16 protein-coding genes and 1 tRNA gene are annotated in these 14,535 nt (G+C 69.3%); 7 read left to right on the top strand and 10 right to left on the bottom strand.

Annotation, left to right across the window (positions count from 1 at the left end; translation table 11 throughout):
• The first annotated feature begins 107 nt into the window (after positions 1-107).
• Positions 108-1,049 carry a metallophosphoesterase gene (locus JHE00_RS12045; protein ID WP_200317912.1) on the top strand — a complete coding sequence of 314 codons (942 nt, stop codon included), beginning with the start codon at positions 108-110 and terminating at the stop codon, positions 1,047-1,049.
• A gap of 29 nt (positions 1,050-1,078) precedes the next feature.
• Positions 1,079-1,152 (top strand) — tRNA-Pro (locus JHE00_RS12040).
• Between the two features lie 144 nt (positions 1,153-1,296).
• Here JHE00_RS12040 and JHE00_RS12035 read toward each other — a convergent pair.
• Positions 1,297-2,013: a class I SAM-dependent methyltransferase gene (locus JHE00_RS12035; RefSeq protein WP_200317910.1), complete on the bottom strand. Its 717-nt coding sequence runs from the start codon at positions 2,011-2,013 to the stop codon at positions 1,297-1,299.
• 34 nt (positions 2,014-2,047) lie between these two features.
• Between JHE00_RS12035 and JHE00_RS12030 the strand changes: the two genes are divergently transcribed.
• A complete protein-coding gene (locus JHE00_RS12030; protein ID WP_200317908.1) occupies positions 2,048-3,877 on the top strand; it encodes a prolyl oligopeptidase family serine peptidase in 1,830 nt (609 codons plus the stop codon).
• Between the two features lie 70 nt (positions 3,878-3,947).
• Here the strand turns inward: JHE00_RS12030 and JHE00_RS12025 are convergent, their stop codons facing one another.
• Both JHE00_RS12025 and JHE00_RS12020 read right to left on the bottom strand, forming a co-directional pair.
• Positions 3,948-4,427 carry a Dps family protein gene (locus JHE00_RS12025; RefSeq protein WP_200317906.1) on the bottom strand — a complete coding sequence of 160 codons (480 nt, stop codon included), beginning with the start codon at positions 4,425-4,427 and terminating at the stop codon, positions 3,948-3,950.
• 93 nt (positions 4,428-4,520) lie between these two features.
• Positions 4,521-5,096: an NADPH-dependent FMN reductase gene (locus JHE00_RS12020; RefSeq protein WP_200317904.1), complete on the bottom strand. Its 576-nt coding sequence runs from the start codon at positions 5,094-5,096 to the stop codon at positions 4,521-4,523.
• Positions 5,097-5,221: 125 nt separating this feature from the next.
• Here JHE00_RS12020 and JHE00_RS12015 point away from each other — a divergent pair, with 125 nt between their 5' ends.
• Entirely contained in the window at positions 5,222-6,280 is a 1,059-nt protein-coding gene (locus JHE00_RS12015; RefSeq protein WP_200317902.1) for an alpha/beta hydrolase, read from the top strand.
• A gap of 81 nt (positions 6,281-6,361) precedes the next feature.
• Here JHE00_RS12015 and JHE00_RS12010 read toward each other — a convergent pair whose 3' ends face one another.
• Positions 6,362-6,901, bottom strand: coding sequence for a hypothetical protein (locus JHE00_RS12010; protein WP_200317900.1), 540 nt, complete (start codon positions 6,899-6,901; stop codon positions 6,362-6,364).
• 482 nt (positions 6,902-7,383) lie between these two features.
• On the opposite strand from JHE00_RS12010, the gene JHE00_RS12005 reads away from it, so the two are divergent.
• Complete coding sequence (locus JHE00_RS12005; RefSeq protein ID WP_200317898.1) at positions 7,384-8,619, top strand: MFS transporter; 1,236 nt, start codon at positions 7,384-7,386, stop codon at positions 8,617-8,619.
• Here JHE00_RS12005 and JHE00_RS12000 read toward each other — a convergent pair.
• A complete protein-coding gene (locus JHE00_RS12000; protein ID WP_200317896.1) occupies positions 8,558-8,929 on the bottom strand; it encodes a DUF8711 family protein in 372 nt (123 codons plus the stop codon). The genes JHE00_RS12005 and JHE00_RS12000 overlap by 62 nt on opposite strands.
• A 124-nt stretch (positions 8,930-9,053) precedes the next feature.
• Here JHE00_RS12000 and JHE00_RS35555 point away from each other — a divergent pair, with 124 nt between their 5' ends.
• On the top strand, positions 9,054-9,227 hold the full coding sequence (locus JHE00_RS35555; protein WP_200318338.1) for a DUF418 domain-containing protein: 174 nt from the start codon (positions 9,054-9,056) through the stop codon (positions 9,225-9,227).
• A gap of 60 nt (positions 9,228-9,287) precedes the next feature.
• Here JHE00_RS35555 and JHE00_RS11990 read toward each other — a convergent pair whose 3' ends face one another.
• Positions 9,288-10,364, bottom strand: coding sequence for an aspartate-semialdehyde dehydrogenase (locus tag JHE00_RS11990; protein WP_200317894.1), 1,077 nt, complete (start codon positions 10,362-10,364; stop codon positions 9,288-9,290).
• Positions 10,365-11,627: an aspartate kinase gene (locus JHE00_RS11985; RefSeq protein WP_200317886.1), complete on the bottom strand. Its 1,263-nt coding sequence runs from the start codon at positions 11,625-11,627 to the stop codon at positions 10,365-10,367. It abuts the gene before it with no gap.
• 170 nt (positions 11,628-11,797) lie between these two features.
• On the opposite strand from JHE00_RS11985, the gene JHE00_RS11980 reads away from it, so the two are divergent.
• On the top strand, positions 11,798-12,388 hold the full coding sequence (locus JHE00_RS11980) for a nitroreductase family protein (RefSeq protein WP_200317884.1): 591 nt from the start codon (positions 11,798-11,800) through the stop codon (positions 12,386-12,388).
• Here JHE00_RS11980 and JHE00_RS11975 read toward each other — a convergent pair.
• The 3 genes from JHE00_RS11975 to JHE00_RS11965 are packed head-to-tail and all read right to left on the bottom strand — an operon-like array spanning position 12,385 to position 14,533.
• Positions 12,385-13,131 (bottom strand): hypothetical protein, encoded by a 747-nt coding sequence (locus JHE00_RS11975; protein WP_307831906.1) that lies wholly within the window; start codon positions 13,129-13,131, stop codon positions 12,385-12,387. The two genes, JHE00_RS11980 and JHE00_RS11975, sit on opposite strands and share 4 nt — an antisense overlap.
• Positions 13,062-14,198 carry a hypothetical protein gene (locus JHE00_RS11970; protein WP_200317882.1) on the bottom strand — a complete coding sequence of 379 codons (1,137 nt, stop codon included), beginning with the start codon at positions 14,196-14,198 and terminating at the stop codon, positions 13,062-13,064. Before JHE00_RS11970 ends, JHE00_RS11975 begins: the two co-directional genes overlap by 70 nt.
• Positions 14,195-14,533, bottom strand: coding sequence for a hypothetical protein (locus tag JHE00_RS11965; RefSeq protein WP_200317880.1), 339 nt, complete (start codon positions 14,531-14,533; stop codon positions 14,195-14,197). Before JHE00_RS11965 ends, JHE00_RS11970 begins: the two co-directional genes overlap by 4 nt.
• Between the last annotated feature and the right edge of the window lie 2 nt (positions 14,534-14,535).

The raw sequence follows: 14,535 nt of genomic DNA, 5'->3' as shown, positions 1-14,535 counted from the left end.
GAGGCGACGCCCATCAGAGACGATCGACTGAATCCTGCCCACCCGGACGAACACGATTCCGTCATGTCGCGTGTACGCTGGGTAACACAAGACGCCCAAGGATGATGATGAAACGTCTCGTGACGGGTACCGCCGCGCTCGGCGCCGCGACCCTCGGTTACGCCGCCGGGATCGAGCGGCGCCACTGGACGCTGCGCACGGCGGAGCTGCCCGTGCTGGCCAACGGCGCGCGGCCGATCAAGATCCTGCACATCTCCGACCTGCACATGCTGCCAGGGCAGCTCTCCAAGCAGCGCTGGGTCGCCGAGCTCGACCGGCTGGAGCCGGACCTGGTCGTCAACACCGGCGACAACCTCGCCCACCGCAGGGCCGTGCCGTCGGTGCTGCGGGCGTTCGGACCGCTGCTCAACCGGCCGGGCGTGTTCGTGTTCGGCAGCAACGACTACTACGCGCCGAAGCCGAAGAACCCCGCCAGGTACCTGATGCCGAAGGGCCGCAAGAAGCGCATCCACGGCAGGCACCTGCCGTGGCGCGATCTGCGTGCCGCGTTCATCGAGCACGGCTGGCAGGACCTGACCCACGTGCGGCGCACGCTCACGATCGACGACCAGGAGGTCTTCGTGGCGGGCGTCGACGATCCACACCTGCGCCGGGATCGATATGTCGATATTTATGGACGGCCGTCGCGATCCGCCGCGCTCCGGCTCGGGCTCACCCACTCCCCCGAGCCGCGCGTGCTGGACCCGTTCGCCTCCGACGGCTACGACCTCGTGCTCGCCGGGCACACCCACGGCGGCCAACTGCGCCTGCCCGGCTACGGCGCGCTGGTGACCAACTGCGAGCTCGACCGCTCGCGGGCACGGGGCGTCTCGCGCTGGGGCGCCGACATGTGGCTGCACGTCTCGGCGGGTCTCGGCACGTCGCCGTACGCGCCCGTGCGCTTCGCGTGCCCCCCGGAGGCCAGCCTGCTGACGCTCGTCCCGCGCGACTCGGAACCCTCGCGGTCACGGAAGGCGGCCCGCCGAAAAGCCGCCAGTGACGTCCGCTAGACTGTCTTCCGACCCATTGAGCAGTACATCGGGGTGTGGCGCAGCTTGGTAGCGTGCCTCGTTCGGGTCGAGGAGGTCGTGGGTTCAAATCCCGCCACCCCGACGCAAGATCAAAAAGGGCCGTGCTCGTCACTGACGAGCACGGCCCTTTTTCGTGCCCCGCATCGTCGTGCAGTGAAGGGCACCTTTACTGCGTTCAATGCAGTAAAGGTGCCCTTCACCGCAATCAGCGACCAGCGAGCAGCGGTCAGCGGGTGGCGAGGACCTCGGTCCAGCACTGGGCGAACTCGCCGCTGCCGTCGCGGACCCACATCCACGCCGAGCGAGCGGCACTGGCCAGCTGCTGGTCGGCACTGCCGTCCTGCGAACGGATCGCGGCGGCCAACTCGGTCTCGACCTGCTCGGCCAGCTCACGGTAGGCAGGCCCGGGGTGATGCTTCGTCTTCGAGCGCACGTCCCGGAAACCGGCACGCAGCACCCAGTCCGTCACGTGCCTGCCCGCGAACGGGTTGCCGCCTGCCCTGCGGTGCAGCAGGTGCCTGCCGCGAAGGGCCGCGTCCACGTTCGCCGTCTTCGGCCGCAGCTTCGCCTTGCTCCAGTCCGAAGTAGACACGGCGAGCGTTCCGCCTGGACGCAGGACCCTGGCACACTCGGCCAGCACGGCCTGCGGGTCGGCGACGTGCTCGAGCAGCCCGTGCGAGAACACCACGTCCACAGAGGACGTCGCCAGCGGGATCCCGTCCGGCGAGGCAGCAACGAAATCCACTGTGGACACGCGAGCCTGTTCGGCAGCCTTCCTGGCGTGCGCCAGGTCGCCGGTGTCGGCCGCGACCCCGAGCACGTGTATCGGATGCGCAGCCGAGCCGAGACTCAGCGTGATCGCACCACGCCCGCAGCCGACGTCGACCACTCGCATCCCAGGCTCCAGCCGGGGCAGGACGAAGCCCGCGTAACCCTCCAGCACGCCCACAACAGTACGGACCTGGCAGGATCGGGGAGTGACCACACAGCATCCGGCAGCTCAGGTCCCTGACCAGCTCTTCGCCGACGCCTCGACGGAGGCGCTCTGGCGAGCGCGGTTCAAGGCTCCGAGGGTCTCGGTTCCCGACTGGGCCCTCGACGCCCCGGACGCGAACATCTACGTGTCCAACGCCAGCGGCGTGTGGGAGGTCTACGCGTGGGACCGCGCCACGGGTAGCCACCGCCAGGTCACCGACCGGCCCAACGGCACCCTGCACGCCACGACGTCGCCCGACGGCCGGTGGATCTGGTGGTTCGACGACACCGACGGCGACGAGTTCGGCTCGTGGGTGCGCGAGCCCTTCCACGGCGAAGGTCATGGCGGCAAGGCACTTCCCGACGTCCCCGCCGGGTACCCGGCCGGGCTGGAGATCGGGCACGGACTGGTCGCGATCGGGGTATCGACCGACGACGGCAGCGCCCTCTACGCGCACCGCAACGGCGAGACCACACGCTTCTACTCCAGCACCGACGACGCCGGCGTCGCCGCGCTGTCCCGCGACGAGCGCCTGCTCGCCATCTCGCACTCCGAGCACGGCGACTCGCGCCATCCCGCCGTGCGTGTGCTCGCGAGCGACGGCTTCACGACGATCGCCGACAAATGGGACGGCGAGGGCAAGGGCCTGGCGGCACTGGCGTTCTCGCCGAAGCAGGGCGACCCGCGCCTGCTCCTGCTGCACGAGCGCAAGGGCCGCGAGGAGCTGCTCATCTGGGACATCGAGAGCGGCGCCGAGCAGGAGATCGAGCTGGACCTGCCCGGCGAGGTCATCGGTGACTTCTACCCCGACGCGAGCGCGCTGCTGATCGTGCACTTCCACGAGGGCCGCAGCTCCCTGCACCGTTACGACCTCGGCACGGGCGAGCTGACCGCCGTGGAGACGCCGCCGGGGCGCATCGGCGGCGCGGGCGTGCGGCCCGACGGCGTCATCGAGTACTCGTGGTCCAACGCGGCGCAGCCGCCGCTCGTGCGCGTGCGCGCCGCCGACGGCTCCGACACCGTGCTGCTGGAGCCACCAGGTGAGAAGGCGCCCGGCTCCGAGCCGCTGACCGACGCCTTCGTCGAGGGCCCCGGCGGCCGCATCCACGCGCTGGTGTCGCGCCCCTCCGGCGCGGATGGACCCCAGCCGACGGTGTTCCTGCTGCACGGCGGGCCGCACGCCGCGGACGAGGACCGGTTCTCGGCGTACCGGGCGGTGTGGCTCGACGCCGGTTTCGCCGTCGTCGAGGTGAACTACCGCGGCTCGACCGGCTACGGCTCAGCCTGGCGCGACGCGATCGAGGGCCGCCCTGGGCTGACCGAGCTGGAGGACGTCGCCGCGGTGCACGACTGGGCGGTCCGCAGTGGACTGGCCGATCCGGCGAGGTGCGTGGTGAGCGGCGCCTCGTGGGGCGGATACCTGACGCTGCTCGCGCTGGGTGTGCAGCCCGGCCGCTGGGCGGCGGGCGTGGCGGGCGTGCCGGTGGCCGACTACGTGGCGGCCTACGAAGATGAGATGGAGCAGCTGCGCGCGTTCGACCGCGCGCTGTTCGGCGGCTCGCCCACCGACGTGCCCTCGGTGTACGACGAGTGCTCGCCGATCACCTACATCGAGAACGTCGACGTGCCCGTGCTGGTACTGGCAGGCGACAACGATCCGCGCTGCCCGATCCGGCAGATCGAGAACTACCTCGACCGACTGGCCGCGCGGAGCGTGCCGTACGAGTTCTACCGCTACGACGCGGGCCACGGTTCGCTCGTGATCGCCGAGACGATCAAGCAAGTGGCGATCGAGGTCGGCTTCGCCCGCCGCGCGGTCGGCCTGGCGTAACAACGACACAGGGGCGCCGGGCTCACGCGCGCTGCGTGGGCCCGGCGCCCCTGGTGTGTCGGAGGCCGGATCAGGAGGCCTGCTGGGCCTGCCACATCCAGTGCTGCTTCTCCAGCTCCGCGGCGATCGCGATCAGCAGGTCCTGGCTGACGAGGTCGCTCTTGTCGGTCTCGTCGATGTGGCCCCGCAGGCGCTCGATGATCGTGCCGAGGATGTCCACGATGGCCGCTATGGTCGCTTCGGTGGACTGCCAGTTGTCCGGGTAGTCGGGCAGTCCGGAGCTCTCGACCACCGTCTTGGCCTTGCCGTTGGGAGAGACACCGATGGCGTTGGCCCGCTCGGCGACGTCGTCGGTGAACCCGCGGGCGGCGTCGACCAGCTCGTCCAGCTGGAGGTGCACGCTGCGGAAGTGCTGACCGACCACGTTCCAGTGAGCCTGTTTCGCGATCAGCGAGAGGTCGACGAGATCGACGAGCGTGGACTGCAGAGCGTTCGCCGTGTGCTCCTTGTCGCTCTCCTTGAGCGGGCTGGTGATCGGCGAATTGGCCATGATTTTCGTCCTCTCTTCGCACGTGGTGGGAGCGTCGACCTTGCGCAGGCGTCAGGTTGACGAGCTACCCGGCCCAGGCCGAGTCGAAACCACCTACAGTGTGCGCCGCGCGAGGGCGAACTCGGTAACCTGCCGCCCGATCAGGCGCAGGTTGTTGACCACCTTCTCCTCCGACGCGCCACCCGTTTCGTCGAACTTGACCTCGGCCGTGTTGACCGCGCCACCCATCGGAGTGGGCCAGCCGCGCAGGGCGTGGGCGATGGTCCGGAGCTGGTTGAGCGTGGTGACGGCGGCCTGCCAGCCGTAGGCGACGGCGATCACGCCGACGGCCCTGCCGTCGAGGTAGGGACGGGCGTCGGAACGCAGGTCCTCCACGTAGTCGAGCGCGTTTTTCACCAGACCGGACAGCGCGCCGTGATAGCCGGGCGAGACCACCACGATGCCGTCGGCGGCCCGGACGGCCTCGATCAGCTGGGCGGCTTCCGGCGTCCGGTCGTCGATTCCGGCGTCGTAGAAGGGCAGCGACAGTGCGCTGCCCGTGATGGCGTCGGTCTCGGCGCCCGCTTCCCTGGCTCCGGAGAGTGCGATGTGTAAGGCGCGCTCGGACTGGGACCCGTCTCTCAGAGAGCCACCGATACCGAGCACCTTGATCGCACGCGTCGAAGTCACGCCCCCGAGGCTAGACCTTCGACTTAGGTAGAGGACCAGTCCGAACGGCCGGGACATCCGTCACATCTGGCGCCGAAACCTACTGATTAGTAACCTTCGGTTGGTCATCGCTGACGGGAGGAAGAATGGCGATTCCGCTCCACATCCGGGTCCAGGCGGCAGGCGCGCAGCTGCTCTACGCACTGCCACTGCCGCTGCGGCGAGCGATCGCGGGCAGGCCCATCCGCGTCGACGGCCAGGAGCTCGCGCTGGACGCCCAGCTCCTGCTGCGCCTGCAGCAGCTGTCGGGCGCGTCGCTGGTGAGCAAGGACGCCGCGGTGGGCGCCTCCCGTGCCGCGCTCGACCTCTCCAGGCACCTCGTCAGCGGCAAGCCCGTCGAGCCCGTGGCCACGCGCGAGTTCCCGATCCCGGCCGAGCACGGCGAGATCCCCGCGACGCTCTACACGCCGCAGGGCCTCGCGCCCGGCTCCGGCCTGCTGGTCTTCTACCACGGCGGCGGCTGGGTGATCGGCTCCCGCGACAGCCACGACAACACGGCGCGCTTCTTCGCCAAGCACGCGGGCGTGCGCGTGCTGTCGGTGGAGTACCGGCTCGCGCCGGAGCACCCGTTTCCGGCCGCGCAGCAGGACGCGCTCACGGCGTTCGACCACGCCCACGCGAAGGCCGACGAACTGGGCGCGGACCCGGACCGCATCGCGGTGGGCGGGGACAGTGCGGGCGGCAACCTCTCCGCGGTCACCGCGCAGGTGGCCGTGCAGCGCGGCGGCCCGGCACCGGCTTTCCAGCTGCTGCTCTACCCGGGCGTCGACGGGACGCGGCGGCGTCGGTCGCGGGAGCTGTTCTCGAACGGCTTCTTCCTCACCGACGATCAGATGACGTGGTTTCTCGACCACTACGCGCCCGAGGGCGTCGACCGCGCCGACCCGAGACTCTCGCCACTGCTCACCGAGGACCTCACGGGACTGCCGCCCGCCTACATCGCCACGGCCGGGTTCGACCCGCTACGCGACGAGGGCGAGGCCTACGCCGCGCGGCTCGCCGAGGCCGGCGTGCCCGTCGCGCTCAGCAGGCAGGCCGACCTGATTCACGGTTACGCCAATTTCCTCGGGGTCGGCACGCGATTTCGCGAGGCGACCGCTGAAGCGGCGGGCGCACTGAGAATGGGGCTCGGACTCAAGGGGTAGCAGTTCCGGACACAAAAATTCGGAATCCGGCGTGGAATTGCTTCCACGCCGGATTCCGGTCCCCCTCTTTTACCCCTTGGCTTACGGCGCCGGAACCGGCAGTTCAGGCACCTCGGGCACCGGAACCGGGACACCCGGCACCGGCGGGAGCCCACCGAGCAACGAGGACAGCAACGACTGCAGGCTCTCGAGCAGCCCCTGGAGCAGACCGTTGACCATGGTCAGCGGATCCGGCAGTGGCGGCAGCCCCGGCACCTGCTGGGTGTAGGCCCTCGGTTCCGCGTTCGGGTCCGCGATCACCTCGCTGACCTCGGTCTGCTGCGATTTCGCGACACCCGCACTGCTCTGGGCGTCGGCCTGGATCGTGTAGATCTGGCCTGCCGCGAGATCGGCGAGCAATGGATCGAGGTCGGCGAGTGTGTCCTGGGTGCCCTGCACGTCACCCTCGTACGCGGACTTCGCGAGCTGGTCACGCAGTTCGAGGACCTGCGCGCCGGCCGCCTCCGTCGACGTGGCACCCTTCCCTCCGCCATTACTCGCGGCGGCGACTCCCGCAGAGGTCGCAGCCAGCATGGCGCCTGCCGCGACCGTGGCGACCACGCGGGCGAACTTGCTTTTCATTTCGTACCTCCTGGCCCTCCTGAAGCCCAACGCGAATATGGTTACCAATTGCGTTGGTGATCCACCAGCCGATCTTGAGCTGCGGCATTTTCCAACCTTCACCTGACGAATTCGTCATCTGATACCGGCCCGCAACTGATGAACGTCGAACTGTTGCCATTCGCCCGGAAGACCAGAAGAAAAACTACGCTCCGCGCTCGCGTCACCCCGTGGAACGCGGACGTAACCCGCGTGAGCGTATTCGGCCACGAACGCCGCGCATCACCCCGTGGTGCACGCGTGTCGAATGGACCCTCACGGCCGACGAACAGACACGAACGGCCCCGGCGGCAGAAGCCGGGGCCGTTCGCCTGTGGCGGGAGCGGACGCAGCCGCCAGTTCAGCCTGCCCAGTTTTCTGGATCCAGTCAAGAAAGAGCACCCGGGTGGACGTGACCACAAAGAAGTTGCACGCGCGTACCAGCCTGGGGTTTCCTCGATGTCGTGCCACTCAAGCCGTACCTCGAGGTACTCCGCCTGCCTGGAATGCGGACCTCCACCCTCCTGATGGCGCTCGCGCGGCTGCCGATGACGGCAATGGGCATCACGCTGACCCTGCACGTCGTCAGTGAGCTCGGCCGCGGCTACGGCGCCGCCGGACTCGTCGGCACCGCCACCACCGCGGGCACCGCGCTCGCCGCTCCGCTCGTCGGCCGGATGATCGACCGGCACGGCCTGCGGCCGGTCGTCGCCGTCTGCGGGCTCGTCTCGACGGCGTTCTGGGTGTGCGTGCCGTATCTGCCGTACCCGGTGCTGGTCGTGGCCGCGCTCCCGGCCGGGGCGCTGGTACTGCCCGCGGGCTCCATCGCCAGGCAGGTGATCACCGCGCTCGTGCCTCCGGCCCGGCGGCGCACGGCCTACTCGCTGGACACCATCTCGCTCGAGACCACGTTCATGATCGGCCCCGCGCTGGGGATCGCCGTGAGCACGCAGCTCTCCTCCACCGTGGCGCTCACGGGGATCGGCCTGACGTTCGGCCTGTGCTCGGCCGTGCTGTACGCGGTGAACCCGCCGATCCGCACCCAGGAGGAAACGAGTGTGCCGAGGGGAGCACGGCCGCGGATCCACACCTGGCTGAGCGCGCACCTGGTGGCGACGCTGCTGATCGCGATGGGAGCGCTGTTCGTGCTCATCGGCACCGAGCTCGCCGCCCTGGCCGCGCTGCGCGAGTCCGGAGACGTCGGCTGGACCGGAGCGGTCATCGCCGTGATGTGCGTCGCATCGCTCGTGGGCGGGCTGATCCACGGCGCCGTGCCACGCTCGCTGTCGCAGCTACCGCTGATGGTGCTGCTGGCCGTGCTCGTGCTGCCCGTCGCACTGGTGGCGGAGCCGTGGTGGCTGCTCGCACTCGTTCTCGTGCCGATGAACATGGCGTGCGCGCCGACTCTGGCCGCCACGACCGAGGCGGTGAGCAGGCTCGCCCCCGCGTCCGTGCGCGGGGAGGCGATGGGCCTTCAGGACTCGGCGAGCAGGATCGGAATGGCGCTCGGCGCGCCCGTGATCGGGTTCGTGATGGACAACTCCCAGCCGGGCTGGGGTTTCGTGGCCGCGGGGCTGGGCGGGCTGCTGTTCGCCGTGGTCGGCTTCCTGCTGCTGCGCCGCCCAGCGCGGCCCACGCCTACAGACAGGCCTGTCGAAGCTGGTCCAGGTTCTCCAGATTCCGTTGCAACCACTCGTTGAACGCGCTCAGGTTGTCGAGCTTGCGCTGTTCGAACTCGAGGTAGCCGTCGGCCATCGCGCCGAGCGTCTGCTTGACGTCCTGTTCGGCGACCTGACCTGCGAGGTCGCGCAGCTCGCCCGCCTTCTCCTCGGCGTTCGCCTGCACTTGCTCCGGGTCGACGTTGGGGTTCAGGTCGGCGATGCCCAGCGCCTGACCGCACACGCTCGCCTTGTTCGTCGCGTTGTTCACACCGTCGACGGCCTCGTTCACCTCGGAACAACCGGCGAGCAGCAACAGACCAAGCGCGACCGGCGCGCACCTCTTCAGCATGGTGAGTGAACCTACCGGGCTCGCCCCATCCACCCACCCCGTGTCCGACTTCGGGAGGACGCCACCGGGGGCCGCCGCGCCGTAGCTTCGGGCGGGAACCGGGGAGGGGTGGCGAACATGCAGGCTGGGGGCCGGGTCGCGGCACTGGACGTGCTCCGCCGGGCTCTTCGTGGCCGTGGCCGCGTTCCAGCTGTTGGCGGCGTCGTGGTGGCTCACCCGCTTCTCCCGGGGCCCGCTGGAGCAGGCTTGGCACTGGGCGTACCTGGCGCCGCAACGGAGCGCCACGCCGGCGCGCTGAGCGGGCACGAAAAAGGGCCGCCCCGCGCGTACGCGAGGCGGCCCTGTTCCCGCTGTGGCCTCAGCCCAGGGTCGGGGCGAGGTGCTCGGCGATCTCGTAGGTGTTGAGCGCGGCACCCTTGCGCAGGTTGTCGCCACACACGAAGAAGTCGAGCGTGTTGGGGAAGTCCAGCGCCTGGCGGACGCGGCCGACGTAGGTCGGGTCGCCACCGACGACCTCGGCGGGCGAGGGGAACCGGCCGTTCTCCGCGTCGTCCACCAGCACGATCGAGGGCTGGGCCTCGAAGACCTTGTGCGCGGCCTCCACGGTGACCTCGCGCGAGAACGTCGCGTGGACGGCGAGCGAGTGGGTGGTCACCACCGGTACGCGCACACAGGTCGCGGAGACCTTCAGGTCCGGGATGCCGAGGATCTTGCGCGACTCGTTGCGCACCTTGAGCTCCTCGGAGAACCAGCCGTCGCCCTTGTACGACCCCGCGGACGGGATGACGTTGAGCGCCAGCGGGGTCCCGGCGAACGGAGTGTCCGACAAGGACAGTCCGGCGGCCTCGAGCGCCGCGCGCACGTCGCCCGCCTTCGAGCCGAGCCCCTTGCCCGCAACGGCTTCCAGCTCCGCGTAGAGCCGGTCGATGCCGTCCTGACCCGCGCCGGAGGCGGCCTGGTACGACGCGACCACCAGCTCCTGGAGCCCGAACTCGCGGTGCAGAGCGCCCAGCGCGGCCATCATCGACAGCGTGGTGCAGTTGGGGTTGGCGATGATCCCCTTCGGACGGTCGGCGGTCTTGGCCGCGTTGACCTCGGGCACCACGAGCGGCACCTCGTCGTCGAGGCGGAACGCCCCGGAGTTGTCCACCGCGACGGCGCCGCGCGCGGCGGCGACCGGCGCCCACTCGGCCGAGATCTCGTCGGGCACGTCGAACATCGCGACGTCAACGCCGTCGAACGCCTCGGGCTTGAGCTCGATGACCGTCAGCTCCTCGCCCCGCACCACGATCTTCTTACCGGCCGAGCGCGCCGAGGCGATCAGCCGGATCTCACCCCACGGAACGCTCTCGCGCCCGTTGATGATGTCGATCATGACGGTGCCGACCGCTCCGGTCGCACCGACCAGAGCCAGTGTCGGGCCCTGTGCACTCATCTAGCGTCCACTCCCTGCGTAAACGACGGCTTCTTCGTCGCCGCCGAGCTCGAATGCGTCGTGAATCGCGCGCACCGCCTCGTCGAGTTGCGCGTCCCTGATCAACACCGAGATCCGGATCTCCGAGGTGTTGATGATCTCGATGTTCACACCCGACTTCGCGAGCGCCTCGCAGAACGTCGCCGTGACACCGGGGTGCGAACGCATTCCGGCGCCGACGAGCGAGACCTTGCCGACGTGGTCGTCGTAGAGCACCGCCGTGAAGTCGAGCTCTGCCTTGATCTTCTCGAGCTCGCTCACCGCCTTGGGGCCGTTGGCCTTGGACAGCGTGAACGTGATGTCCGTTCGGCCGGTGGTGTTGGAGATGTTCTGCAGCACCATGTCGATGTCGATCTCCGCGGCCGCGACGGTGCGGAAGATCCTCGCTGCGGCACCGGCGTGGTCGGGAACACCGGTGACCGTGATCTTGGCCTCCGAGCGGTCGTGGGCCACACCGGTGATCAACGCTTGTTCCACGGGGAGCTCCTCAATCGAACCGGCCACGGTCGTGCCCGGCTTGTCACTGTAGGAAGAACGGACCCGGAGGGTCACGCCGTACCGGCGCGCGTACTCCACCGACCGCAGGTGCAGGATCTTCGAGCCGCTGGCCGCGAGCTCGAGCATCTCCTCGTAGGGCACCGTGTCGAGCTTGCGCGCGTCGGGCACGATCCGCGGGTCGGCGGTGTACACACCGTCCACATCGGAGTAGATCTCGCACACGTCGGCGCCCAGCGCGGCGGCCAGTGCCACCGCGGTGGTGTCGGAACCGCCTCGTCCGAGCGTGGTGATGTCCTTGGTGTCCTGCGCGACACCCTGGAAACCCGCCACCAGCGCGACGTAGCCCTGTTCCAGCGCATCCGTGACGCGACTGGGCGTCACGTCGATGATGCGCGCATTGCCGTGCACCGACGTGGTGACGACTCCCGCCTGCGAACCGGTGAACGACCACGCCTCGGCACCCTGTGCCGAGATCGCCATCGCGACAAGCGCGTTCGACATCCGCTCTCCGGCGGTGAGCAGCATGTCCATCTCGCGTTCGGGGGGAACGGGGTTCACCTGTTCCGCGAGATCGAGCAACTCGTCGGTGGTGTCGCCCATGGCCGAACACACCACCACGACCTCGTTGCCCGCCTTCTTCGTGGCAACGATCCGCTCGGCAACGCGCTTGATCCGGTCTGCGCTCTCCAACGACGAACCGCCGTACTTCTGGACCACGAGCGCCACTTGCCGAACCTCCTCGCCGGAGCGAGCACACCTCACGGTTCTGTTGCGAAGGGCCCGCTCCATACCTTCGAGACAGCCTACCGGGGGCAACCACCCTGGACATCTCGCTTTGTGGCCCCGACCACTCGCCGGGAGCGGCCAGTGCCGCAGCGCTGACTTACAGTGAGCCGATGAGTGACAAGGAAGCCGAGACGAGTGTGCCGGTACACGACCTGATCGCGACCCGCTGGAGCCCCAGGGCGCTGGACGACATGGCGGATGTCACACGGGACCAGCTGCGGGCTCTGCTCGAGGCGGCGCGGTGGGCACCGTCGTTCGGCAACACGCAGCCCACGCGCTTTCTCGTGGGCAGGCGCGGCGATCCCGGCTTCGACCGCATCCTCGGCACGCTCACGACGCGCAACCAGTCGTGGGCACACCGTGCCGGTGCGCTGCTCGTGGTGCTGGCCCTCACTCACAACGAGAAGGGCGACATGCCCTACGCCGAGTACGGCGCCGGACTCGCCGCGGAGAACCTCGTGCTGCAGGCCGTCGCCGAGGGACTCGTCGCGCACCAGATGGCCGGCTTCGACGCCGAGGCCGTGAGCCGCGAGTTCGGACTTCCCTCCGAGGTGCGCCCGCTCGTCGCCGTCGCGGTCGGCCAGCTCGGCGACCCCGAGGTCCTCGGCGACGAGCGCTCGATAGACAGGGAGACCGCCCCGCGCGAACGCGTCGCACTCGACGAGTTCGCGTTGAGCGACTGGGGCACGCCCGCGTTCTAGGCGGAGCCGGTCCAGTTGATCGTGCCCTCGGGGCCGAAGAACGTCCTCAGATGCCTGCTCTCGGTGTTGCCGTACAGCAGGAACTCGAAGGTCGAGCCGTCCGGCCAGGTGACGGTGCGCTTGCGGAGGTCCACCTTCGGCGCCTGCGGATCCCTGGCCTGCCAGACGACCTGGGGTTCGGGCGCGTTGGCGGGTTCGAGGATCGTCGTGCCCGTGTCGACGATCGCCAGCGCCGAGGGCGAGCACACGAGCCACGGCGCCTTGGCGGCCCTGAGCCGGTCGGTCAGGTCGAGCACCATCGCGTTCTCGGGGCCCTTGACGTGCACCACACGCTTCGTCGAGCCCTTGCCGGCCGCCGAGTTGTGCATCAGGTAGAGGACGTAGGACACCGCGACGCCGACTCCACGGATGATGTTCCAGAAGAAGCGTCGGACGAGCCGCTTGCCCTTGACCGTGCCGTCCTCGCGCCTGCCGGGCACCTCGAAGGCGAGCCCGTTGTCGCTCAGGCGCAGCACGACGACCGGCTCGCGCCACTGGCCGCGCATGAACTCCTCGACCCGCTCCCGGAAACCGGGCCGGACCGTGGTCTTGTCCCGCTTCTCCTGGAGCTTCTCCTCGTGGGCGAAGATCTTCTCCGCGGCCCGGCGCCTGACTTCGGTGGGCGCCTGCTCGATCAGATGTCGAGGTTCCTGCGGGTCTCCTCCGGGCTCTGGTCCCCGCCGATCTCGCTCTTGTTGAACCACGGCTCGTCCCCTCCGAGACTGACGTCTTCGCTGGCCTCACCGTAGGCGGTCGTCGCCGCGGCGGAGCCTGCCTTGGCCCCGGCACCGGCGACGAGTGGCATCGCCCCCACCGAGGTGCCGAACATCGTGGACAGCGCCCGGTTACCCGGCGTGAACGCGACTCCGGCGGTGTCCTGGAGGACATCGAGTCCGAACCTCGACTCACCGGCGAAGCGGCCGAGGCGGAACTTCCTGGTCATCTCCATGACCTTGGTCGAGTACTTCGCCAGGAACTCGATGAACGTGTCGAGCAGCTTGCCGAACTTGCCGAGGTATCCGGTGACCTTCGTCAGCACGCTCGCGGCCTTGGCGATGGACGCGGTCATGGCGGCGGCGACCGAGCCGCCGAAGCTGATGACCGACGCGGCCAGCGCTGGCAGCCAGATGGTGATCAGCCAGGACACCAGCTCGGTGATGATCGCCTTGATCACCTCTTCGATGACCTGCATGACCATCGACCACATCTGCAGGACCTCGGCCACCGAACCGGCCGCGGAGCCGACACCGCGGATGCCGGAGGAGAACTCGCCGAGCGCTTCCTTCGCCGCATTGCCCGCCTCGTCGACCCACTCGGCCAGCGCGGTGTCGCCCGCCTGCTCGAAGTCGTCGGCGAGCGCGACGAAGCCCTGCGCGATCGTGACGAAGTTGTCGGAGGCGTGCCCGATGGCAGGACCGTCGCCGGTGACCTGGTGCAACGCGTCCTGCAGCGGCTGGACAAGCTCCAGCAGCATGTTGAGCCCGTTGCCGACCAGCCAGCCGATCGGGTCCATGGCGAAGGTGACGATGTCGCCCGCGGCGGAACCGACGAAGGCCGCTCCGTCGCCGACCAGTGCGGCACCCGCGGAGGCCAGCTCCTGCGGGTTGTCCGCCTGCGCGGCCTGCTGCGCGTGCGCGGCGACCGACTTGCCGGACTCGTAGACGGTGCCGACCACCGGCACGTGGCCCATCGCGCGGTCGACGTTCGCGCCCATGCTCTCGTCGTACGCCTGGACGTCGAGCGCGTCGGCGATGCTCTCTCGCTCGGTCACGATCCCTGGCCTCCCGCCGCGTCGATCTGCGCCTGGTGCTGGCCGAACGTGATCGACCCCGCGTCCTCCGCGCCCTGGTACATCTCGGCGGCCTTGTTCAGTTTGGTGATGAAGCCGTCCACGCCGTCCTTCATGTCGTCCAGCAGCGAACGCAGCTCCTCGAGCCGGTCGGTGTAGCCCTGCTTGGCGAAGATCCCGACGACGCCCCACGCCTCGTTGGTGACGTCGGCGGCGTCGATGAGGCCGCCGAACTTGTCGGCTTCGCCCTCGTAGTGCGGAAGTTGCCGGGCGTAGGCGGAGATCGCCTCGATGTTGGTCTGAATGCCCTCGGGCATCG

Source organism: Prauserella cavernicola (genome assembly GCF_016595675.1).
Taxonomy (GTDB): Bacteria; Actinomycetota; Actinomycetes; order Mycobacteriales; family Pseudonocardiaceae; genus Prauserella_A; species Prauserella_A cavernicola.
Note: the sequence above shows the minus strand (reverse complement) of the source record. Positions and strands in the feature narration are given on the sequence as shown.

Bases quoted from the DNA above. Each gene is read 5' to 3' on its own strand.
- JHE00_RS12045 (WP_200317912.1), top strand. From the start codon at position 108: ATGAAACGTCTCGTGACGGGTACCGCCGCGCTCGGCGCCGCGACCCTC.
- JHE00_RS12025 (WP_200317906.1), bottom strand. From the start codon at position 4,427: ATGGCCAATTCGCCGATCACCAGCCCGCTCAAGGAGAGCGACAAGGAG.
- JHE00_RS12015 (WP_200317902.1), top strand. From the start codon at position 5,222: ATGGCGATTCCGCTCCACATCCGGGTCCAGGCGGCAGGCGCGCAGCTG.
- JHE00_RS12010 (WP_200317900.1), bottom strand. From the start codon at position 6,901: ATGAAAAGCAAGTTCGCCCGCGTGGTCGCCACGGTCGCGGCAGGCGCC.
- JHE00_RS12000 (WP_200317896.1), bottom strand. From the start codon at position 8,929: ATGCTGAAGAGGTGCGCGCCGGTCGCGCTTGGTCTGTTGCTGCTCGCC.
- JHE00_RS11990 (WP_200317894.1), bottom strand. From the start codon at position 10,364: ATGAGTGCACAGGGCCCGACACTGGCTCTGGTCGGTGCGACCGGAGCG.
- JHE00_RS11980 (WP_200317884.1), top strand. From the start codon at position 11,798: ATGAGTGACAAGGAAGCCGAGACGAGTGTGCCGGTACACGACCTGATC.
- JHE00_RS11965 (WP_200317880.1), bottom strand. From the start codon at position 14,533: ATGCCCGAGGGCATTCAGACCAACATCGAGGCGATCTCCGCCTACGCC.